The organism is Frischella japonica, from assembly GCF_014489845.1.
In the GTDB taxonomy this organism is placed as follows: Bacteria; Pseudomonadota; Gammaproteobacteria; order Enterobacterales; family Orbaceae; genus Frischella; species Frischella japonica.
In genome coordinates this window covers 106,089-130,116 of sequence record NZ_JABURY010000006.1, presented here as the reverse complement: position 1 = coordinate 130,116, position 24,028 = coordinate 106,089, and the positions used below count along the sequence as shown (strand labels likewise).

General features: G+C 33.9%; 18 protein-coding genes. 9 read left to right on the top strand and 9 right to left on the bottom strand.

The features are described 5' to 3' along the window. The first annotated feature begins 101 nt into the window (after window positions 1-101). Window positions 102-929, top strand: coding sequence for an MBL fold metallo-hydrolase (locus FcAc13_RS02010; RefSeq protein WP_187754525.1), 828 nt, complete (start codon window positions 102-104; stop codon window positions 927-929). 16 nt (window positions 930-945) lie between these two features. Beyond that, the gene (locus tag FcAc13_RS02005) at window positions 946-2,166 is read left to right on the top strand and encodes an MFS transporter (RefSeq protein ID WP_187754524.1); all 1,221 of its coding nucleotides are present in this window, start codon (window positions 946-948) and stop codon (window positions 2,164-2,166) included. 230 nt (window positions 2,167-2,396) lie between these two features. Here FcAc13_RS02005 and FcAc13_RS02000 read toward each other — a convergent pair whose 3' ends face one another. Then, window positions 2,397-4,583 (bottom strand): extracellular solute-binding protein, encoded by a 2,187-nt coding sequence (locus tag FcAc13_RS02000; protein ID WP_187754523.1) that lies wholly within the window; start codon window positions 4,581-4,583, stop codon window positions 2,397-2,399. 269 nt (window positions 4,584-4,852) lie between these two features. On the opposite strand from FcAc13_RS02000, the gene gmk reads away from it, so the two are divergent. From gmk to recG, 4 genes are all read left to right on the top strand, one after another. Beyond that, entirely contained in the window at window positions 4,853-5,473 is a 621-nt protein-coding gene (gmk, locus tag FcAc13_RS01995; protein WP_187754522.1) for a guanylate kinase, read from the top strand. 142 nt (window positions 5,474-5,615) lie between these two features. Beyond that, window positions 5,616-5,906: a DNA-directed RNA polymerase subunit omega gene (gene rpoZ / locus FcAc13_RS01990; RefSeq protein WP_187754521.1), complete on the top strand. Its 291-nt coding sequence runs from the start codon at window positions 5,616-5,618 to the stop codon at window positions 5,904-5,906. 34 nt (window positions 5,907-5,940) lie between these two features. After that, window positions 5,941-8,049, top strand: coding sequence for a bifunctional GTP diphosphokinase/guanosine-3',5'-bis pyrophosphate 3'-pyrophosphohydrolase (gene spoT, locus FcAc13_RS01985; RefSeq protein WP_187754830.1), 2,109 nt, complete (start codon window positions 5,941-5,943; stop codon window positions 8,047-8,049). A 2-nt stretch (window positions 8,050-8,051) separates the two neighbouring features. Continuing rightward, entirely contained in the window at window positions 8,052-10,142 is a 2,091-nt protein-coding gene (recG, locus tag FcAc13_RS01980; RefSeq protein ID WP_187754520.1) for an ATP-dependent DNA helicase RecG, read from the top strand. A 42-nt stretch (window positions 10,143-10,184) separates the two neighbouring features. On the opposite strand, the gene FcAc13_RS01975 is transcribed toward recG, so the two are convergent. The 4 genes from FcAc13_RS01975 to FcAc13_RS01960 form a co-directional block, all read right to left on the bottom strand. Further along, a complete protein-coding gene (locus tag FcAc13_RS01975; RefSeq protein WP_187754519.1) occupies window positions 10,185-10,976 on the bottom strand; it encodes a TIGR03915 family putative DNA repair protein in 792 nt (263 codons plus the stop codon). Window positions 10,977-10,983: 7 nt separating this feature from the next. Then, on the bottom strand, window positions 10,984-12,243 hold the full coding sequence (locus FcAc13_RS01970; protein ID WP_187754518.1) for a putative DNA modification/repair radical SAM protein: 1,260 nt from the start codon (window positions 12,241-12,243) through the stop codon (window positions 10,984-10,986). A 319-nt stretch (window positions 12,244-12,562) separates the two neighbouring features. Beyond that, on the bottom strand, window positions 12,563-13,912 hold the full coding sequence (locus FcAc13_RS01965) for an APC family permease (protein WP_187754517.1): 1,350 nt from the start codon (window positions 13,910-13,912) through the stop codon (window positions 12,563-12,565). 115 nt (window positions 13,913-14,027) lie between these two features. Beyond that, window positions 14,028-14,447 (bottom strand): OsmC family protein, encoded by a 420-nt coding sequence (locus FcAc13_RS01960; protein ID WP_187754516.1) that lies wholly within the window; start codon window positions 14,445-14,447, stop codon window positions 14,028-14,030. Between the two features lie 738 nt (window positions 14,448-15,185). Between FcAc13_RS01960 and FcAc13_RS01955 the strand changes: the two genes are divergently transcribed. Then, window positions 15,186-16,028 carry a DUF6708 domain-containing protein gene (locus FcAc13_RS01955; RefSeq protein WP_187754515.1) on the top strand — a complete coding sequence of 281 codons (843 nt, stop codon included), beginning with the start codon at window positions 15,186-15,188 and terminating at the stop codon, window positions 16,026-16,028. Between the two features lie 1,093 nt (window positions 16,029-17,121). Continuing rightward, window positions 17,122-17,574: a surface-adhesin E family protein gene (locus tag FcAc13_RS01950; RefSeq protein WP_220679505.1), complete on the top strand. Its 453-nt coding sequence runs from the start codon at window positions 17,122-17,124 to the stop codon at window positions 17,572-17,574. A gap of 61 nt (window positions 17,575-17,635) precedes the next feature. On the opposite strand, the gene FcAc13_RS01945 is transcribed toward FcAc13_RS01950, so the two are convergent. Both FcAc13_RS01945 and FcAc13_RS01940 read right to left on the bottom strand, forming a co-directional pair. Then, window positions 17,636-17,836 carry a heavy-metal-associated domain-containing protein gene (locus FcAc13_RS01945; RefSeq protein ID WP_187754513.1) on the bottom strand — a complete coding sequence of 67 codons (201 nt, stop codon included), beginning with the start codon at window positions 17,834-17,836 and terminating at the stop codon, window positions 17,636-17,638. 149 nt (window positions 17,837-17,985) lie between these two features. Then, on the bottom strand, window positions 17,986-20,253 hold the full coding sequence (locus tag FcAc13_RS01940) for a heavy metal translocating P-type ATPase (RefSeq protein WP_187754512.1): 2,268 nt from the start codon (window positions 20,251-20,253) through the stop codon (window positions 17,986-17,988). A 221-nt stretch (window positions 20,254-20,474) separates the two neighbouring features. Between FcAc13_RS01940 and can the strand changes: the two genes are divergently transcribed. Beyond that, the gene (can, locus tag FcAc13_RS01935) at window positions 20,475-21,137 is read left to right on the top strand and encodes a carbonate dehydratase (RefSeq protein ID WP_187754511.1); all 663 of its coding nucleotides are present in this window, start codon (window positions 20,475-20,477) and stop codon (window positions 21,135-21,137) included. Window positions 21,138-21,250: 113 nt separating this feature from the next. Here can and nrdG read toward each other — a convergent pair whose 3' ends face one another. Further along, window positions 21,251-21,721 (bottom strand): anaerobic ribonucleoside-triphosphate reductase-activating protein, encoded by a 471-nt coding sequence (gene nrdG, locus FcAc13_RS01930; RefSeq protein WP_187754510.1) that lies wholly within the window; start codon window positions 21,719-21,721, stop codon window positions 21,251-21,253. Window positions 21,722-21,745: 24 nt separating this feature from the next. Then, a complete protein-coding gene (nrdD, locus tag FcAc13_RS01925; protein ID WP_187754509.1) occupies window positions 21,746-23,881 on the bottom strand; it encodes an anaerobic ribonucleoside-triphosphate reductase in 2,136 nt (711 codons plus the stop codon). Window positions 23,882-24,028: the final 147 nt, after the last annotated feature.

The window sequence follows — 24,028 nt, the reverse complement described above, 5'->3', positions numbered from 1 at the left end:
TTAGGAAATTAATTTTTTTTAAATTGAAACGTTCCAATATAAAAAAAAATAGTATAGAATAACAAATAGTTAATCGAATAAATTTAGGTGTTCAGATAAAAATGAAGATCCAATTTCTTGGAACCGCTGCATCAGAAGGTATTCCTAATCCTTTTTGTAAATGTGAAATATGTGAAAAAACACGTGTCCAAAAAGGTAAGGATGTAAGAACACGAAGTTCTGTTATTATTGATGATCTTATGCAGATTGATTTTGCCCCTGAATTTAGTTATCAAGTAATGCGCGAAAACATTGATGTAACAAAAATAAAAGATTTAATCTTTACGCATACACACCCCGATCATTTTAATGTTGGTGATTTATATAGTCGTATGATTAATTTTGGGTTTAACATTACCCATCCATTATATATTTATGGAAACGATGTTGCGATTAATGGTTGCTTACATGTATTACCTGAATATAGTAGTGAACGTTTTGTATTTAATTTAATCGTACCATTTCAAACAGTAACAACATCAAGTGGATACCGAATTACACCTTTATTAGCTAACCATGCTAAGTGGGAGTTTTGTTATATTTATTTAATTGAAAAATGTGGAAAAACCATATTATATGGACACGATTCAGGATATTTTCCTGAGCTAACATGGCAGTGGTTAAAAGATAGTGGTATACAGCCAGATTTAGCTGTATTTGAATGCACCTATGGCTACCGACAAAATGATAGAACAGATAATCATATGAGTATTGAAACTGTGTTAGCTGCACAAAAAAGAATGCTTAGTGAGAATATTTTCCATGAACAAACACAATTGATAACATCTCATCATTCTCATAGCTGTGGGTTTATGCATGATGAATTAGTTGAAATATTTAAACCATATAAAATTGAAGTTGCCTATGATGGCTTAATAAAAATGGTCTAAAAAGGAAATATAAATAATGTTTAAATTACCCCGCTTATTAGTCATGATGTTTTTGCAATATTTTGTGCAAGGTGCATGGAATATGGTAATTGGGGCAGTCCTTGCCGCTTACAGTTTAAAAGAAATAGTGGGTTCAACCTATTCAATGTTGGGTGTAGCTACTATTATTTCTCCTCTTTTTGTAGGAATGATTGCTGATAGATTTTTTGCTTCGCAAAAAGTAATGGGTATCTTACATTTATTAAACGCCGGAATACTTTTTTCAATTCCTATGTTTATTCATGAACATAATGAAGTTGGTTTTTTAATTATGATTTTTTTAGTCGGTCTATTATTCTATCCGACTACCGCGCTGGCAAACAGTGTAAGTTTTAGGCATATTGATGGTGTAAAATGGTTCCCGATTGTGCGTGTGTTTGGAACTATTGGTTTTATGACGGTAGGCTTTTTAATGGGTGACAAAGTCCTTAATATCACAAAAACAACTAACACCTTTATTTTGGCTGCTGGTGCCTCAATCATTTATGGCATTTATTGTTTTACTTTACCTAATACACCCCCAGCGGCTAAAAACAAAACGATTTCAATGCGAGAAATCCTATGCTTAGATGCATTATCTTTATTTAAAGATAAATACTTCTCAGTTTTTATGTTTTCAACATTTATATTAATGATATCTAAAACCGCTTATAGTGCTTATCTTCCTGTCTATTTTCCAGTTTTACAAATTGATCCAGCATCAATGATGCAAATTGCGACTGCTACAGAAGTTATTTTTATGGTCTTCTTAGCATTTATTTTGAGCAAATTTGGGTTTAAAAAAGTCATTTTATTTGGCGCCATTAGTTGGATTATCCGCTGTCTAATGCTCTCTGAAGCAGCTGTATCGGAAAATTATTTATATTATGTTATTGGGGCACTATTACTACAAGGTCTTTGCTGGGATTTCTTTTTCACCGCAGGTGACATCTATATCGATAGAAAAGCTAGCACAGATATAAAAGCCCAAGCTCAAGGATTACGCTTTATTGTTTCAAATGGATTCGGTGTTTTTATGGCTGCCTCTGTATGTGGGTTTATTAATAACCGTATTGTTACAGAAGAAACAATGCCACAAGCCGCCGTTCAATGGCAGGAATTTTGGATCTATCCAGCAGTCGTTGCCGCAGTAGTAGCAGTAGGTTTCTGGATTTTCTTTAATGACAAAGATGTATTAGCGAAAAAAACAAATCAATAAGCTTTAATATAATGATGAAGGGAGAGGGAATACAACAATAATAAAACAACAATAATAATAAAATAATATCAAAATAATAATAATAATTTTCTAATTACAGGGAATGTGACTCAAATTGCTAATAATTTCATGGGTTATTAGCAATTTTTTTATCTTAAATATTCTAGCCAATAAAATTCAATCACAACATTCAAAATAACAAATAATTATTTTTTAATTTAGAAATCTATCTAAACTGTTAGCCCCGAGTTTAATAATTCTCCGGTTTTTTTAGCTAACTCAATATTCAAATTATTTATTGTTTCTTCAATACCGTATTGTTGTTTTGACCATAACAAAAGATGATGGCCAATAATTTTTTCTATTTGAGGTAAATCTAAATAAAATTTATTATTAATCGAGTTTTCTCGAATTCCATTAAGATAGTTTGTTTTAGCAATATTTAACCATGGATAATTATTCATGACCTGTTGACTCATAGAAATATTATCCGTAAAACTTGAACCGCTAAGCAAAGCGATCTGTTCGTTAATTTCTGACGAGAAAAGCCAATTAAAAAATGCAGAAACTGCTTTATCTTTTCCACTAAATTTTGACATGCATAAAGATCCACCACCTAATAAAGGTTTATTATCGGGTACGGCTGCATAGCCAGTAAGAGGTAAAATACGATGATTAAATACACCATAAAATAAATTCATATAGACAATTAACATAGCAATATTGCCACGTTCAAATTGTTTAACCGATTCAAGCCACCAATCAGCATCTAAATTCTTAGCGGTGTGTATAAATTCTTCAAATTCACGTAAGGTGATCAATGCAGTAATTTTATTTAATTCAATATGATCATTTTGGACTAATGAACCGCCATGAGCATAGTATCTTAACAAAAATTCCGAAGCTAAAATTTTTGGATTACCTAATGTTACACAACTACCAAATTTTATCGGTGATTCGGGGTTGAAATATTGATTAAAAAACTCAGTCAGCTGATTAAATTGACTAAACGTTGTTGGGACCATTAACTGTTGCCGATATTTTTCAAAATAATAACGTTTAACCAATGGATCATTAAAAATATCTTTCCGGTAAAATAACATTTGAATACTTGGATCAAAGGGTATTGCATAGGGGACACCGCTGATATAACTAAAACGCTCAACAATATAAGTTGAGTATTGAGATAAGCACTGCTCAAGATTAACATCGAGATTGGTTAACGGTTTAAAAGCCGAATGAGCGAACCATGGAAAACAAGCAATATCTACCCGGACAACATCAATTTCGGGATATTTATCTAAATTATGCAGAATTTTATGTACCTCATCAAACGATTTAATAATCAAATTTACGGTAACACCGGTTTTTTTATATAAATGAGGTAATAATTTTTTTACGATTTCGGTAGTTGGACTTGGCAATACTAATACGTTAATAGTATCTTTTTCAATATTATTGATACTCTTAAATGAGGTTAAAAGTCGATAACTATTATCAATTGGAGGTGATAATTTTTTATTTTCGATCACATTGACAATCGATTGGCTTAATAACCCATAATGCATTTGATATTGGTAAAAATCATCTCGATATGCATAACAGTTATCACTCAGTGTAAAAATAGGCGGACAATGTTGCTGAGAACCAAAATAGCATGCATTTTTAATATAATGTGCCTTTTCAATTCCGCTAGTAACAATAGCATCAAATCTTATATCAGGATCCCTGAAAAAATCAAAAGCCTTATTATACTCTGTACAATTTGAGCTTAATTGATTATGTACATTAATTAGATATTTTGACTGTTTAAATTTGCCTAACATGCTTTGCTTAAATACATGAGCATAAGTATTATTTTCAGCATCAACTAATAGACCAATATTATGATAGTTTCTAGCCATAATAGCTTTTGCCATAAATTCTCCCGCTTGTTTAAAATCGAGCGAAATGAATTTTTCTGCTAACTTTGGACGATTATAAACAAAGATAATCTTATCGCGAGGAATCGCTAAATTTTGATAATAGACTTGGGCATTATCAAGGCACGAAACCGTAATAATGGCTAAATCACGTTTCGTGGCAATTTTTTGAATAAATTGTAATTCAAGTTCTTGGGTATTATAGGTTAGATAAATAGTTGTTTCATATCCCAATTCATTTAAAGATATAAATAATTTGTTATAAAGATAACTAAATTGCTGTGCTATTACATTGGGTAAAATTATCGATATCGTTTTAGCAAAGCCTTCTTTTAATATTTTAGCTTGGACATTTAATTGGTATCCCAACTTTTGTGCGACTTCTTCAACTAATTTGATTTTCTTGACACTAACATTTCCCCTCCCATTTAACACATTGGAAACAGTACCATGCGAAACACCAGCTAATTTAGCGATATCTTTAATTGTGGTCATAGTTGAAAAATAAGAAGAATAACAATATTTGTAATGATATCATAAAGTTAATGGATTTTGCAGTTGGACCTTACAGTAAATATCACTTTACATTTGTTTTTATATTCAATCTTAAGCTTAGAACAATCACAATAATTGGTGAGCACTCAAGGTAGTTGTAAAAATAATAATAATTATCACAACCGATTGATTGTTTTTTACATTATTCTATTTTCTTTTTACTCATTTTTATGAATAATAGATGCAAATTCATTGATATTGAAAATATAATGTTTACAGGAACACTTTTTATTATTTCAGCGCCAAGTGGTGCGGGAAAATCAAGTTTAATTAACGCTTATTTAATGCAATCTAATCCTCATCCAGCAATGGTATCTATCTCACATACAACACGTACACCAAGACCTGGTGAAAATAATGGGGAACACTATTATTTCATTCAAAATGATGAGTTTGAGAAATTAATAAAACAAGATGCTTTTATTGAACATGCTACCGTATTTGGTAATTACTACGGTACGTCTAAATCCGCTATTAGTCAAAAATTAGCGCAAGGATTTAATATTTTTCTGGATATTGATTGGCAAGGAGCTAGACAAGTTCGAGAAAAAATGCCTCAAGCTAAAAGTATTTTTATTCTGCCTCCTTCCATAACCGAACTAGAAAAAAGGTTATTTAAACGTGGTCAGGATTCGCTAGAAGTGATCGAAAAACGTATGCAAAAGGCACATAGAGAAATGTCACATTACGCTGAATATGACTATACAATTATTAACGAAAATTTTAGTACTGCTTTGGAACAACTATCGTCAATTATCATTGCTGAAAGTTTGAAAACAACGAAACAACAAATAAACAACAAAAACACTATAAATCAATTACTTAAATAAAATTTACGAAAATTTTTCTTTAAAAAGTTAAATATAATAATGATAACAATTAAATAAGCATAGCAATCTATTTTAAAATTCAGTAAAATTAAAGATTAGGTTAAGAAAATCTTTAACATTTCGGAAAAATATAGGGGTAAACATGGCACGTGTAACGGTTCAAGATGCGGTTGATATCATTGGTAATCGATTTGATCTGGTTTTAATCGCCGCAAGACGCGCACATCAACTACAGGCTGAAGGTAAAGCCGCGTTGGTTTCTGAAGAAAACGATAAAGAAACCGTTATTGCATTACGTGAAATTGAAGAAGGTTTTATTAACAAAAATATTCTTGATGCATCTGAGTATCAGGCTCGCCAAGAAAAAGAAACTGAAACCCGCTCTATTTTACATGATACTATTCTTTTTGAAGATGAATCTTCTTACGAATAATCAGCATTAAAGTATCAAAACAATGTCTGCGGATATGCAATATTTTTCCCCTTTGGAAAAATTGATCACAACGTATCTTCCCGGTAAGCAAATTAAGCGAATCTGGGAAGCTTATGTATTTGCATATAGCGCTCATGATGGACAATTTCGCGCCAGCGGCGAACCTTATATAATTCATCCAGTTGCTGTTGCCTGTATTCTGGCAAACATGCGATTAGACTATGAGGCGATCATTGCCGCTTTATTGCATGACACCATTGAGGATACGCCTGTAACCTATCAAGATGTAGTTCAAAAATTTGGTGCACCTGTCGGTTTATTAGTAGAAGGTGTTTCTAAGCTAGATAAATTGAAATTTCGTAATCGTCAGGAAGCACAAGCGGAAAATTTTCGTAAAATGGTTTTGGCCATGGTGGAAGATGTACGAGTTATCTTGATTAAGCTTGCTGACCGTACTCACAATATGCAAACGCTTGATTCACTAAGACCAGACAAACGAAGGCGAATTGCAAAAGAGACGTTGGAAATCTACGCACCTTTAGCTCATCGTTTAGGAATTCATCACATTAAAACAGAATTAGAAGTTTTAAGTTTTACGGCTATGTATCCCAATCGAGCGCAAGTTTTAAATAAGGTTGTCATATCAGCCAGACAAACCCGTAAAGAATTAATCCAACAAATTTTGTCAGAAATTGAAGTACGTTTATCGAAAGCGAAAATTAAAGCGTCGGTACAAGGCATTGAAAGAAATATTTATGCCATTTATCAGAAAATGCAACACCGAGAACAACGCTTCCAAACCATCATGGATATCTATATTTTTCGCATTATTGTCAATAATGTGAATAATTGTTATCGTGTACTCGGTCTAATTCATAACTTATACAAACCACGCCATAATCGTTTTAAAGATTATATAGCAATACCAAAAGCCAATGGATATCAATCACTCCACACTTCATTGATCGGTCCCCACGGTACCCCAGTTGAAATTCAAATTCGTACCGAGGATATGAACCAAATCGCTGAAATGGGTGTAGCAGCACATTGGATGTACAACAAGAAAGATAAATTTAAACATACAACTGCACAGATTAAAGCACAACGTTGGTTGCAAACATTATTGGAATTACAACAAAGTGCAGGAAATTCTTTTGAATTTATTGAAAATGTAAAATCAGAACTCTTTCCTAAAGAGATCTATGTTTTCACGCCAAAAGGAAGAATCGTTGAGCTTCCAGAAGGAGCTACACCAGTTGATCTTGCCTATGCCGTACATACTGATATTGGTAATCAATGTGTAGGTGCATTGGTAGATCGTAAACCATATCCATTGTCACAATCTTTATCTAATGGTCAAACGGTTGAAATTATTACTTCCGCTTATAGTCGACCTAATCCTGGATGGTTAAATTTTGTGGTTAGCTCTAAAGCTCGTTCACGTATTAAACAAGTTCTTAAAAACTTAAAACGTGATGATGCTATCATGTTAGGTAAACGACTTTTAGGTTATGCTTTGGCAGATAAAGGTGGTGTTGAAAATGTGCCAGCCAAAATCATTGATCGGATTGTTAGTTTTGCTAAGCTCAATAGTTTTGATGATCTATTAGCTGAAATCGGTCTCGGTAATATAATGAGTCAATTAGTTGCCAAAGGAATTGACCATAGTGAGATTATTGACGATAGTAAAATCCCTAAAAAATTGGCGATTACCGGAACTGAAGGACTCTTAGTCACCTTTGCAAAATGTTGCCATCCTATTCCAAGTGATCCTATTATTGGTCGTGTTAATCCAGAAAAAGGGCTAACCGTTCATCATGAATCTTGTCGAAATATTACCGGTTATCAAAATCAACCTGATAAATATATTGCCTTAGAATGGTCACCGTCAATAAATCAATTATTAGTGGCAGAAGTACTAATTGATATCGCTGATAATACTGCTAATGCCTTAGAATACATCATTTCGACGATAAAAGCAGAATCAGCCAACGTGAAATGGCTAAATACTGAAGAGAAAGATTCGCGAATCTATACGATTATCCTACATATTGAAGTAAAAAATCTTACGCAGCTAAATGAAATTATTAGAAAAATCGGTCTCCAGCAGGATGTAGTCAGTGTAGTACGTAATATCAATTAATTATGACGGTCTCTAAACGATTATTGCAACACTTACCGATTAGTCATTTACCTGGATTAGGTGATGCATTAGCTAAAAAGTTTAATCATCTAGGTATTTACACCATTCGTGATCTGTTACTACACTTACCCCTACGCTATGAAGATCGTTCAACTTATAGTCCTATCGCACAAATCATCATCGGTGAACATACCACTGTTCAAGGTCAAATCATTAAATCCGAAATCCTTTTTACTAAAAAAAGAATGTTAATTTGCACGATACGAGACGAAAGCGGAATCATTACATTACGTTTTATGAATTTTTATCCAAACATGCAACAAAATCTTGCAACTGGAAAATGGGTAAAAGCATATGGTGAAGTTAAAAAAGGCAAACTTTATCCAGAAATGATTCATCCCCAAATACAAGTTCGCGATACCCCCCAAGCATTCACGAATCTTGAAACTGAGAAATATACTCCGATTTACGGCGCAACATATGGTTTAACCCAAACAATTATTCGTAAATTTATACATTTGAGTTTAATACTTCTAACACGCAATCCAACAGAAGAGATTATTCCTAAACAGTTTATCGCGGATTTTCCCAGTATAGAGCAAGCATTAACCATTTTACATGAACCCCCTCTGGATATTGATATAGCATCGTTCGAAGACAGTAGTCATCCTGCCAAAAAACGGCTGATCTTTGAGGAACTTCTTGCATATCAATTGAGCATGCAGTTATTGAAATCGCGGAATCAGAGCCATTTAGCAATCCCAATGATTGTTAAAAATCGTTTTATTACCCCTTTTTTGGAGGCTTTGCCTTTTTCGCCAACTCGAGCCCAAACACGTGTCGTGCAAGAAATATGGCACGATATGGCACTAGATAAACCAATGATGCGTTTAGTACAAGGAGATGTCGGTAGTGGTAAAACGTTAGTTGCTGCATTAGCAGCACTTAATGCAGTCGAAAATGATAAACAAGTCGTATTAATGGCCCCTACAGAGATTCTAGCTGAGCAGCATTATCACAATTTTACACAGTGGTTTACGCGATTAGGTTTGACGATCAATCTATTGGCAGGAAAGTTAACTGCTAAACAAAAACGTGAATGTTATGCCAAGTTGGAATCAGGTGAAACGAATATCCTAATCGGTACCCATGCGGTATTTGTTGAGCAAGTTAAATTCGCCCAGCTTGGTTTGGTAATTATTGATGAACAACACCGTTTTGGTGTTGATCAACGCTTAACCTTATGGCAAAAAGGGATTAAAGATAACCGTTATCCACATCAGTTAATTATGACGGCTACACCAATTCCACGTACCCTTACTATGACAATTTATGCAGATTTAGATATATCGATTATTGATGAATTACCACCTGGACGTACGCCTGTCACAACAGTAGTATTACCAAATACACGACGTGATCAAGTTATTGAACGCATTGAACAAGCTTGTTTAACCGGTAAGCAAATCTATTGGGTTTGTACTTTAGTGGAAGAATCAGAAATATTATCTGCCCAAGCAGCTGAAGTGACTTATAGAGAACTACAACAATTATTACCTAACATAACTGTCGGCTTAGTACATGGCAAAATGAAACCACAGCAAAAACAACAGATTATGCAAGCATTTAAACAGGGTGAAATTCAGTTATTAATTGCAACCACGGTTATTGAAGTTGGTGTAGATGTACCTAATGCTAGTTTGATGATTATTGAAAATGCTGAACGGCTCGGATTATCTCAATTACATCAATTACGAGGTCGAGTCGGGCGTGGACAAGCTACCTCACACTGTGTATTAATGTACCAAGCTCCCCTAAGTCAAGTAACTAAACAACGGCTGAACGTGATGCGTGACAGTAATGATGGTTTTGTTATTGCACAAAAAGATCTTGAAATTCGTGGTGGAGGCGAAATCTTAGGTACCCGACAAGTTGGTCTAGCCGATTTTAGGGTCGTTGACTTAATCCGCGACCAAATGTTAATTCACCATATCCAAAAAGTAGCGCAATATATTTTAAAATTTCAACCTGACATTGCACTAAAATTCATTAATAGTTGGTTACCTGAACGTACCAAATATATCAATGCATAAACATAGAAAATGTCAGTTATATTGCTATAAAACTTTTTGATATTAGTTATCAAATGTTTTATGCCAAGTTTCGGGTAGATGTTTCCAAAAGCGTTTAGGCATAAATTGCCGTTGTAGTTTAGGATTAATTCGTTCCTTAATCGTTAAAGCTTGGCAATAATGATACCACAATTTCTGAAACTGTCTTTCTTCAGCTGATAGATAATTTTGATTAATGGCACCGTCGAATAACAAATCAGCTTGCTCATCCAACGTAACAAGATCTAACTGCTTAAGGTCAAAATAATAACCGAACTGGCGTTTAGTATCAAAAATAGCCCATTTCTGATCAGCAAATCGATCTTTAAAAAAAGCAACAACTAATGGTAAAACATTATACCTAGGTTCTACCGTAGCAAAATAAACTTTTTCACCTTGATTTTCAATTGCATTAAAACGGACAAACATCATTAAATAATGACGTTCATTTGATACTTTTTTCGCTAATTGCTTCACAGCTAAGACATCTGGATCAGCAAAGTTAGTTGAAATATCTTTTTTTGTTTTAAAGAGTTTTATTAAATAGCGGAAAATGAGCGAACTGCGTTCAGGTAATTCAGAAAACCACACATAAGTTAATTGATTTAAGGCTATATTTGGTAGACGTTTTTTCATTGCAGTACTAACACGTTCAGCTTTTTTATCATCCGTAAAAACGATATACTCTTCACTAGTAAATAAAGGTACCACGTCATGCCGACTTAATACCTGCTCTGGCCATTTTTTCAATGCAAATGCATCAAATACTGCGGTCAATAACCCTTCAAAAGTTTCATCATAACGAAAAACCAGCATACTATTCCTATAAAAGCATCGTTAACTGTTGCGGTTGAGCCGTTTCAATTAATGGTATCGGCTCTTGTAATGATAATCGAATATAATCAGCTGATGCTTCTTGCATCTTAAATGTTCGCATTCCTGCACAAATAATAAAAAATTGAGCTCGTTTTAGTACCACTCCGATCCTTTTCAAAGCATCAATATTCAACCGCCCATGTTGGCGGGCAGTAACGATTAATTTTGCCGATTTTAGGCCAATTCCTGGAACCCGTAATATCTTCTCATAGCTGGCGCGGTTTATATCTACCGGAAAAAATTGCGGATTCCTAATTGCCCAAGCTAATTTTGGGTCCATATCTAAATCAAGCTCCTGATAATCATCATTAACGATTTCATTGACTTCAAATTGATAAAAACGCAATAACCAATCAGCTTGATAGAGACGATTTTCTCGCTTACGTGGCACATCTTGTACAACGGGTAAACGTTTATCATAGCTATTGACCGGTATAAAACCAGAATAGTAGACGCGCTTCATACTAGGTCGTTTATAAAGTTTTGAACTAAGCTCTAAAATCTGCTTATCAGACTCATCCGTAGCACCAACTATAATTTGCGTGCTTTGTCCAGCGGCAGCAAATTTTGGCGCATGACGATATTTTTTACGCTCTTCTTTATTTTCCAATAAATGTTGTTGAATATGTCTCATTGGTGAATAAATACTTTGATGATCTTTATCTGGTGCTAAACGTTTAAGATTAGCTTCGGTCGGGATTTCTAAATTGACACTTAAACGGTCAGCATATAATCCGGCTTGATAAACTAATTCACGACTGGCACCAGGTATCGTTTTCATATGAATATAACCATTAAAATGGTGAACAGTTCGTAAATCCTTAATCACCCGTAACATTCTTTCCATAGTATGATCAGGATTTTTTATAATCCCAGAACTCAAAAATAACCCTTCAATATAGTTACGCCGATAAAATTCAATCGTTAATTCCGTTAATTCTTTGGGTGAAAAAGCTGCGCGTGGAATATCATTACTCTTACGGTTAATACAATAAGCACAATCAAATAAACAAAAATTTGTCAGCATAATTTTTAACAATGCAACACAGCGCCCATCACCAGTGAAACTATGACAAATTCCCCAACCATGTGCACTTCCAATACCACCCTTGATATTGCTACGTGAAGTACCACTCGATGCACAAGATACATCATATTTTGCTGATTCCGCCAGGATTTCAAGTTTTTTTATCGTCGAATCTTTCATGAATATTTTTCAATTAAAAATAAACTGTATATTTAAACAGTATAATTTAATAAGTAACATATGTCATCAAAAATTACTGATTAACATCTTAAATTGAAAAATTATTTTTTCTAAATTAATAAACCGATTATTATAGGATCGCTATTTTTTAGTGAATCATTATAACAACCTCAGCTGAATATAACTCATTTAGGATTCTAAACGGCTGATTGCTTGTAAGAGAAAACAATTAGACTATATTTTGACGAGAATTTAAGTGGCGCTTTGATATGACAAATTGACCACTTAATTACTTAGAAAAGCTGCAAAAAAATTATTGCTAATTGTTAGTTGATTCAAGCCAAGATAGATTAGCCTGACGACGATTAAAAAATAATACCAAGCTACCTAACACCAGCCAGACAATGCCGACAATTTTAGCATCATTATCAATGTGTAATAATACTGGCAACAACACTAAAATGCCGATTGTCGGTAGTGCAATATCAAATAATAATGCTCGCAGTCCGGTGGTTTTTTGCTTAATTTTGAAATAGCCAATTACTGACACGTGTAACATAATAAATGCACAAATTGCACCAATATCAACAAATGATACCAATGTTGGTAAACCTTTAGCATGGTTAGCGGCCAAAGCAGCAAGACATAAATTAAAACCCGCTGCGATCAAAATGGCAATCGTTGGAACACCACTTTGTTTGCCAACTTTTGCTAATAAAGCTGGTAATCGTTTATCACGTCCCATACTAAATAATAAACGACTTGCTGCTGCTTGTCCTACCATAGCCGCAAACGCAGCGCCAATAGCTTTCATTAAACCCAATGACCAGCCTAACCATAATCCTAACTGCTCATTGACAATAGTATAATATATTTTTCCCTGTACATTTGGATTAGCGCGTAAATATTCCGGTGAATAAGGACTTAATAATGCTCCTATATACGTTTGAACCACAAATAAAATACCGGCTAAAATTAAACAACTAATAATAGCTTTACTAACCAAATTACGCTGCCCTGCATTTTCTTCTGCGAAGGTAGCTATCGCATCAAATCCTAAATAGGACAGTACCGCGATTGAAACAGCACTAAATAAATTATTCCAATTAAATAGTTCTCCTCCCATAAATGGATGCAACCAATCACGTTGTATTCCATGTATGAAAATAATCGCTATTCCGGTCATAATTACAGCAGCTAACACTATAATTTCAATCACTAATATGATCAGAGTGATAATTGCTGATTTTTTAAAGCCGATTAAATTTAATAGCGTTGTAATAATTACAGCGAAACAAGTCCAGATCCAAACGGGTATATCTGGAAGCAATGCATTAAGTGAAATTCCACTAAACAAATAAGCAACAGCTGGAATAAAAAGGTAATCGAGCAACAATAACCATCCGACTAAAAAACCAGCATGAGGATGAATACCCGCTGAGCAGTATGCATACACAGATCCTGAATGTGGTAACTGGTTAGCCATTCTGGCATACGATAAAGCAGTAAAAGCCATGACCATTGTCGATACAATATAGACTGAAGCAATTGCTCCATCACTGATCGCATCAAGAACACCAAATAAACCAACTGGTGCGGTAGGACCGATAAACAATAGTCCAAGAATTACTAAATCCCGCAACTGCATACTTTTCGTTAATTGTTGCATATTATTCTCACTTAACGAGTATAAACAAGTAAGAGAGTATTCTAGAAAAAAAATGATAAACCATCTAAGATCAATTTATCATTTATATATAACAATTTAATCTAACATGATTAATTTATTCTTGTTCTCTGATTTCGTAGGTATAACTCATTTTAGCTGTTTTACCTAGCATAATAGAAGCACTGCAATATTTTTCAGACGCAAGTTTGATCGCACGTTCTACTGATTCGTTTTTAACATTTTCGCCTGTTACAACTATATGAAAATTAATCGCGGTATATACCTTGGGTGAAGATTCAGCTTGAGTTTTATCAATATCAATCCATAAATCTCGCACATCTTCTTTAGCATTTTTTAAAATAGCAATGATATCATATGCCATACAACCTGCAGCACCATGCAGTAAAAGTTCCATAGGACGTGCACCACGATTACGGCCACCATGTTCTAAGCCACCATCCATGACTAAAGCGTGACCGCTTGCGGTTTCACCCATAAAACCAAATTCATCAATCCATTTTAAACGATCTTTCATACTCGACTCCTAAATTAACTGTGAATTAAATCATTTTATTCTATTATGTTTAACTTATAAAATCACTTGCTGTAACTATCGAACCAGTTATCTATATCCAATTCAATGCCTATTGATAATAATTTCTTTATAAACAAATGGATACCAAAAATCCAATCGATGATAATATAAAATTCATAAACAAGTCTGATAATTCGAAAATTACATGATTACAAACCAACTGATTTAGCGTTTTTAATCGATAAGAATTTATATATGTCTAATAATGATAGCAAAACAAATAACAATCAATCTTTAAAGAATAAAATGAATATTTAATCACAGGATCAATATATCCACTTATTTTTTGACGTGACAATAATTAATAAATCCCAATTTAGTTAAGATAGTAACCAAAGACATACTAAAACTTACTCCACTACACCATTTTTAACATAGATGAAGCGTTATTATTTGCAACATAATTGCTTTTCAGTCGTATAATTTCGTAAAAGCATGCATTTTAGATGTATCTTTTTATTATTAATTAATAAATTCATATTATAAAAAATAGCAACAAATCTTAACTCAATAAGTTAAATTGACTTAAAAAATATAATAGCATAATATCTATGTAGCCTAATTTTTCCGTTAACTATTCATCATGATTGAACAGGGTGAATTGGCTTAATCATACTAATTAACACTATTATTCTCTAACTATTCAATAATTAATAATATCCAACAGTAGGAGAGATTATGCCATCTAAGTACCAGCCACAATTGTTCTGTTGGCATGCGGATTTGCAAAAAGGATCCAATCTTTTATCAAGTCCAGAAAAAAATATTATTTATGTCAATGACAATTATTGTGCTATTCGCCGAATAAAAAAAACGTGGCAAGTTTTTGGATCAATAGTCTTCTTTGTCATTTGTTTATTGGCGTTACTTATTTTAAAACATGCTTGTGAATTTTTGTATGAGGTTGACCTTCAGGAAGATGTTGGTTTTCAGTGTGGTAAAGAAGGAAAAATCTTTTTTCAATTTTTGACGATTTTTGGTCTTGTTTGTTTTCTTTATCTGGCCTTTTTACCAAGGTTATATATGGATATTTTTAGTCGACGCGGATGTCCAATTATTTTTAATCGTAAAACGCAAAAAGTCTATATCAATGAAAACTATTTTTTTAATTTCAAATTATTGCGTAACCCGTTATATTATCTTCTGCCGTTTAAAAAACGGATTAAAGAATATGATTGGCGGCTTTTACAAGGGGTCATGCGATACGAAAGTAGAGGTCGAAGACAAAGTATCGTGTTAATGGTCTTTAAACCAAACTCAAGTTTAGCAATAGATCATATCATATTAGACCGTGATAGAATTGGAAAAGAGAATGTTGATATATGGTTTTGGATCAATAATTTTATGTCTTTCCATGATTTAGCTAATCTCAATCATGGAAATTATAAAGCTCACCAAGAACATAATTTCAAATACCATTATATCGAAGGACAAGGTTGGCCAAAGTGGATGATTGAAGCATTTAATGCTATTTCATTGCAACATTTATCAGCAATCAAACAACGTTATCCTGAAAATTAATCATAATGAAACATCCATATGACAATTGATAAATTAAAAGATTATTAACATAAAAAATTAATAATCTTTTTTAATCCATGACATAATTATTTAAACATGGAAAACATCATAATAAAAATATTTATGAGTTCCCACATCTATTTATATCAAAATAAACTGCTAGCTTAACCATTAATCATTACTTGATATTTATAATGCGATAATGGTGATGTTTGACTAGTTAATGTTTATAAATTTTATTTGCAATTCGTTCATAATTTTATGTATTGATTTGTGTTAAACCATTATTTAAATTGACTTATATCAAATTACACTCAATTTGCACATCACAAAGATTCATAACAATCACAAAATTTACTACTCACCATATAAATCAGTTTGCTCAAACTTTCAACCTGCTATAAACTAAGATAATTATAATAAATAACAATAACATGGCTTAAAAAATGAAAAAAAAACGCATGATATTGATAAGTTTCTTCCTACCTTTTTATCTCAGAGTGTATTCACCTGATGATGGCAGAGATATAAAAAATTTATTAGAGTATTTTATACAATGCGACGATAAATTTTATTCCACTTTGATTTCTGATTATTATCATTCCTATTACGAACACAATCACTCAAATGCTATACAAACAAATATTACTAGTGAAATGATTCATTTGTTTGCATTAATTAACTATAGTATTCAAGAATTTTCAAAAACGATCGCGTTTAACGATTTAAATTTACTTTGTTATAGAAAACTGAATTTAAATGATCAAGACCAACAATACTTTTTGAGGAAATTCGAAATTCCATATCATTTTATTGACAATATTACTCAGACTCTATTCTGGATTAATTGGCAAAAAATAGTTAATAATTATTATACTAGTGACACTGTCATAGTAAAAAATAACAAATGGTTATCTAATCATAATGAGGTATCAGATATCAAACGGTCCTCAAATATCGCAGCAACATTTTTACTCATTGAAAAAAACTACCCCACGAGGATTTGATCTTTACTGCACTTTACTAGGAGAACTTCCGGTTAGTGAATTAAGTTAAATTCATCCAAAATTACATTTAAATTGGTTAAAATAACATGAAAATAATTATATTAAATATTATGCTATTAATATGTTCGTTTACATCATATGCTCAGCTCAACATTGCCCCTCCTTATTCTTTGGATCAATTAATATTTGTCGGTAAAAACGATACTACAGATATTTATATAGTCAAAAACAGTCAATCACCTTATAGTAATGAAAAAAATTTAAGGCAAGTTATTATGTTGTTTAATGAGTTAGTACCTATTTATGTTGAGGAAGATAAGATATTTATAAATTCCCAAGCGAATTTGTATATCGTCAATTGCCAAGAACCGAAATATCTATTACAAGAAAGCTATATATACGATAATAATTTTGGTAATGGTAATCTTATTTATACTGCGCAAACAGATGAATGGCAAACGCTCGAAGAAGACAGCCTTTTAAGCAGTACGAAAGAATTAATCTGTGATAAAGCGCTACCAGCACAAAATCATAAGTGACAAAATATTATAACTTGACAATTATGCTGATCAAATCTAATCAGCATAATTTTTTCGGATATTAACGAATTCCAACAAACTGATATCCTGCATCATCAATGGCCTTGATTGCGGCTTCCTGCGAAATTGTGCCACCTTCAATTGTCACTTCTTTCTGGGCAAGATCGACAGTCACTTGTGCTTTTGAATCAATATTGTTAATTGCTTTGGTGATCGCTTTCACACAATGATGACAACTCATATTATCCACAACTAATTTCATCTTTCACCTCTTACAATACGTTTACTAAATTTAAAGCTATTTTATATCTATTTCAAAATAATTCTAAATAATTTACCAATATATTGTAACTAAATGACTTGTAATATTAGCAATAATTTTAATTATTTTATGATAAGCTTGCATATCTTTTAATTAGATAAATCAAAGCGTTTTTTTAATAATCGTAATCCATTCGCAACCACTAACAAACTGGTACCGATATCGGCAAACACCGCCATCCACATATTTGCCAGCCCCATAAACGTTAAAATAAAAAATAGCATTTTTACCACTAATGCAAACACAATATTTTCAATCAATATCCTGGATGTGGCTTTGGATAATTGGATAAATTGTGGAATTTTACATAAGTCGTCATCCATAAGTGCAACATCAGCCGTTTCAATAGCGGTATCGCTGCCAATAGATCCCATTGCAAATCCGATATTTGCTTTGGCTAAGGCCGGCGCATCATTAATACCATCACCGACCATACCAACCACCCCCATCGATAAAAGTTCATTAACTATAGTTAATTTATCTTCTGGTAATAAATGGCTTTTGACTTCATCAATGCCAATTTCATTGGCAATAATATTTGCAGTTAGAGTATTATCACCGGTTAACATTAATGTTTTAATGCCCATTTGCTTAATCAGCTTAATTGCTTTAGAGCTACTTTGTTTAATTGTATCCGCTACAGCAAATAAAGCTTGCACGGTATTATCATTCATTAATAACACCACGGTTTTAGCTTGTTGTTCAAAATATTGAATTTGTTGTGCTAATTCAGGTTGATCGAGTCCATGTTCAATTGCCATACGATGATTTCCCAAATACCATTGCTGATCATCAATTATGCCTTTGATACCCTGACCCAATACAGCCACAAAATGAGTCACATTATATAAATCAATACCATCTTGTTCTGCTGCATAAGTAATTGCCTTAGATACAGGATGATCAGAATGATTTGCTAAACTTGCTGCAATTTCACGACATGTTTGTTCAGTTAATGTTCCTATTTTAACAAAATCTGTTTGTACGGGTTTACCATTGGTCAAAGTTCCCGTTTTATCTACCGCAAGGATTGATATTTTACGTCCTTGTTCTAAAAATATCCCTCCCTTAATTAAGATACCATAACGTGTTGCTGCTGCTAATCCACTAACAATTGTAACTGGCGTAGAAATGACTAAAGCACAAGGACAAGCAATGACTAATAAAACCAGTGCTTTATAAATCCAATCGAACCATAACGCTCCCATTATTAACGGAGGAATAATAGCGATAGCTAGTGCGATGACAAATACCACCGGAGTATAAATTCGAGCAAAAATATCGACAAAACGCTGAGTATTGGCTTTACTTCCCTGCGCAGATTCAACAGCTTTAATAATTCTGGCGATAGTAGACTGTGCCGCGATCGCAGTTACTTTAAATTCGAAAGATCCTGATTCATTCATCGTACCGGCATAGACTTGATCTCCAATCGCTTTTTCAACCGGTAAACTTTCTCCAGTGATGGCGGCCTGATTAATGGTAGATTGGCCTGATACAATCACACCATCTAGAGCAATTCTTTCACCCGGTTTTACTCTAACGATGCTACCGACTGGCACGGATTTAATATCAACGGCTAACCATTGCTCATCAGCTTGCAATACTGTTGCCTGTTCAGGAGTAATACACAATAATTGTTGTATAGCATTACGAGCCCGATCCATTGATTTTTGTTCGATAGCTTCAGCTAAGGCGAATAATACCATTACCATAGCAGCTTCCGGCCATTGTCCAATAAGCAACGCACCGGTCACAGCAAATGACATCAATGCATTCATATTAAGATTAAAATTCTTAAGCGCAATCCAACCTTTTTTATATGTTTCAAATCCACCAATAATGATAGCAACAAGCGCCAAAATTAGTGTTATCCAATCTGGTGCATTGGCAAAATGGGCAACTTCAGCGGTCAAAGCCATCGTACCAGCTAAGCCTAACCGAAGCCAGTTAATATCTGATGCAAACTCTTTAACATTTTGATCATCAGTTTGAATAATCGCTTCTGGTAACATATCGATTGCGACCAATGCTGCTTCAACGTCGGATAGCGAAGCCTGTTGATGATGTATGGTTAAAATCCGCTGTATTAAATCAAAATCAAGTTGCGTTATCTCAGGAAAATTAGCTAGCTTCTTACGAATTAATGCCTCTTCAGTCGGGCAATCCATATTACGAATTCGATATACAGCTCGCGTTGATGTGGTATTAGGAATCATTAAATGAGTATCGAGTTGTGGTAGCTGTTTCACACTATCGCAACAATGTGCATGATCATGCTCGCGATGCTCTTTACTTTCACGTTTTTCATTGAGTTCAACATGATTATTATGTGATTGTCCAGGCTGACTAACCATAAATCTACCTCATAAGTGATATGTTTAATAATTTTAACTAATTTCGATCAGTATCTTGTATTTAACATCACTATAATCCTTAAAGTTACTACAAGGTCAAACAATTTTACATCAAGTTACTTGATTAATAGTTAGGCTTATATTTGGGAATCAGATTACGATTTGATATTTAATACGACAATCAGTAAACTACTGATCCCATATAAGAAAGAGAAATAAAAATGAAAAATATTAATGACCTTATCGCGCATAATCATATTTGGTCACAACGAATGGCCACAGAAGATCCAACTTTCTTTTCCCGTCTTGCAAATAGCCAAAAACCTAAATTTTTATGGATTGGTTGCTCAGATAGTCGCGTCCCAGCAGAAAAATTAACTGAGCTTGAACCTGGTGAGCTTTTTGTACACCGTAATGTTGCCAATTTAGTAATTCATACCGATTTAAATTGCCTTTCTGTGGTGCAATACGCGATAGATGTGCTAAAAGTAGAAGAGATTATTGTATGCGGTCACCTCGATTGTGGAGGTATTCGCGCCGCTGTTGAGAATCCCGATTTAGGTCTTATCAATAACTGGTTATTACATATTCGCGATATCTGGTTTCGCTATAGTTCATTACTTGGTGATTTTCCGGCTGAACAACGGATGGATATTTTATGTGAATTAAATGTGATTGAACAAGTTTATAATTTAGGTCACTCAACGATTATTCAGTCAGCATGGCAACGAGGGCAAAAAGTGTGTATTCATGGTTGGGTATATGGCATTGATAATGGGCGCATCACCGATTTAAAGATCAGCTCCAATAGTCGTGAAAATTTAGAAATTCATTATCGTGAAGCAATTTCGAGTCTATTAAATATGAACGAAAATCTAATATAAACAACATAAGGTGCAAAAAACATCAATTTTATCAAAAGAATAATCGATAGCGAATGTTAAGCTTTCATTTATCTCAATTCGCTATATCACTTTGTTTTCACAATTGGTAATTTTTATTTATGATTGAGATGGTGAATCACTTGATTACTACTACCGCGCCAAATTAAATTGGGATCAGCGAGGTCTTGTACAAATTTTCCATCAACTAATACATCTATATAATCAAGCACTTGACGCTGCTGTAGCGTTAGTTGGTCAATTTTATACCCAGTCCAGAGCCAAATATCTTTTTGATGACATTCGTTTTTTACACGCTTTACCAGTTTAAGAATAACTGGGACATTTTTTGGATGCAATGGATCGCCACCCGATAGTGACAATCCCTGCCGTTTAATCTCGGTATCTTGCAGATCGGCTATGATTTTATCTTCCACATCCTGTGTAAAAGGCACACCAGAATTTAGTGACCAAGTACTTTTATTGTAACAGCCACGACACTGATGTATACAACCTGCGACAAACAGTGAACAACGAGTTCCCGGACCATTAACTACATCAACAGGATAATAACGATGATAATTCATAATCAATACAGCAATACCAGAAGACTAACCAATTTGACCATTATTCAAGTGTTTAACTCGACGTTTAACTTCTTCTTGTTTACCTTCATTAAACGGTCTGGCATCTGGGCTGCCTAAGTACCCGCAAACGCGTCGCGTGACAGAAACTTTAGCTGAATCATGATTACCACAACTTGGACAGACAAACCCTTTACTAGTACAAGAAAATTCACCGGTATAACCACATTCATAACATTCGTCAATTGGCGTGTTAGTTCCATAATAAGGTACGCGAGTATAACTATAGTCCCAAACATCTTCCAAGGCTTTTACGTTATGAATCATATTAGGATATTCACCATAACAAATAAATCCACCACTTGCTAATTCAGGATAAGGTTTTTCAAAATCTATTTTTTCGTAAGGGTTAACCTTTTTTTGTACATCCAAATGAAAACTATTGGTGTAGTAACCTTTGTCGGTCACACCCGGTATCACACCAAATTCAGCAGTATCAAGTCGGCAAAATCGATCACAAAGATTCTCACTTGGTGTACTATAGAGACTAAAACCATATCCGGTTTCTTGCTTCCATTCTTCAACCGCTTTACGTAATCTGCTAACAATCTGTATCCCTTTCTGGCGCAATTCCTCACTATCAAACGGGTGAATTTGATCACCATATAACGCTTGAATCGTTTCGTGTAAACCAATATAACCAAGTGAGATAGAAGCTCGACCATGTTTAAAAATTTCAGCAACCGAATCATCCTCTTTAAGTCTTACACCACATGCTCCTTCCATATAAAGAATCGGTGCTACCCGGGCTTTAACCTCTTCAAGACGGGCAATACGAGTCATCAATGCTTTTTTACATACTAATAAACGCTCATCTAACAGTTGCCAAAAACGTGCTTCATCATGCTTAGCTTCAATGGCGATACGTGGCAGATTTAAGCTAATAACACCCAAATTATTACGACCGTCATGAACCTCTTTACCATCTTCTTCATAAACACCTAAAAAGCTACGGCATCCCATTGGCGTTTTGAATGAACCCGTTACTTCAACCACCTTATCATAATTAAGAATATCAGGATACATTCGTTTGGAAGCACATTCCAAAGCTAATTGCTTGATATCATAATTAATGTCACCGGCTTTATGATTAACGCCATCTTTGATGGCAAAAACTAATTTTGGAAATACTGCTGTTTTATGATTTTTTCCTAAACCACAAATTCTCACTTTTAAAATAGATTCTTGAATTAGTCTTGATTCCCAACTGGTTCCCAAACCAAAACCGAAAGTAACAAAAGGCGTTTGGCCGTTTGCTGTATGTAGGGTATTAACTTCATACTCTAAGGACTGGAATGCATCATAACATTCTTTGCGCGTACGACTTTCAGCATAAGCTGTTGCATCCGGAATATTCCATTCTTCCGCTATTTTTTTATGTTTTTCAAAGCTAATCTTAACAAATTTTGCTAACACTTCATCAATACGATTGATGGTAGTGCCACCATAAATATGGCTAGCAACTTGCGCAATAATTTGCGCGGTGACTGCAGTAGCTGTCGCGATTGATCTTGGGGGTTCAATTTCCGCATTACCCATTTTAAAACCGTTGGTCAACATGCCATCAAGATCAATTAACATACAGTTAAACATAGGGAAAAATGGCGCATAATCAAGATCATGATAATGAATTTCACCACGATCGTGTGCACGTGAAATATCTTTGGGTAGTAAATATTGTTTGGCATAATGACGAGCAACAATTCCTGCTAATAAATCACGCTGGGTTGGAATAACTTTACTATCTTTATTGGCATTTTCATTTAAAATCGCCATGTTACTTTGTTCAATCAAACCTTTAATATCTTGATTTAAACGACTGCGCTGCTCACGAATTCGATCACGGTCGTGGCGATATTCTATATAAGTTCGAGCTAATTTTTTATAAGGTCCTGCCATAAGTTGATTTTCAACCAAGTCTTGGATCTCGTTAATATCAACATGCTCACGATCAATCATCTCATTAGTGACAACTTGAGCAACTGATGAACAATATTCGGAATCATTCACATTGGCGGCAACAGCGGCTTTAAGAATGGCATCACGAATGCGACTTTCATTGAATGCTGTCTGGCATCCGTCACGTTTAATTACTACTGGCATAAACTCACCCAACCTCTTAAAAACTATATATGGATATTTTTTATGGATTATACACTATATATTGTGTTTTTCTAGTTTTTATATACAGTGAATCTGATTAATAGGAAATAGTTTTGATTTTAAAAAATCATCTTATAAGTCATAAAA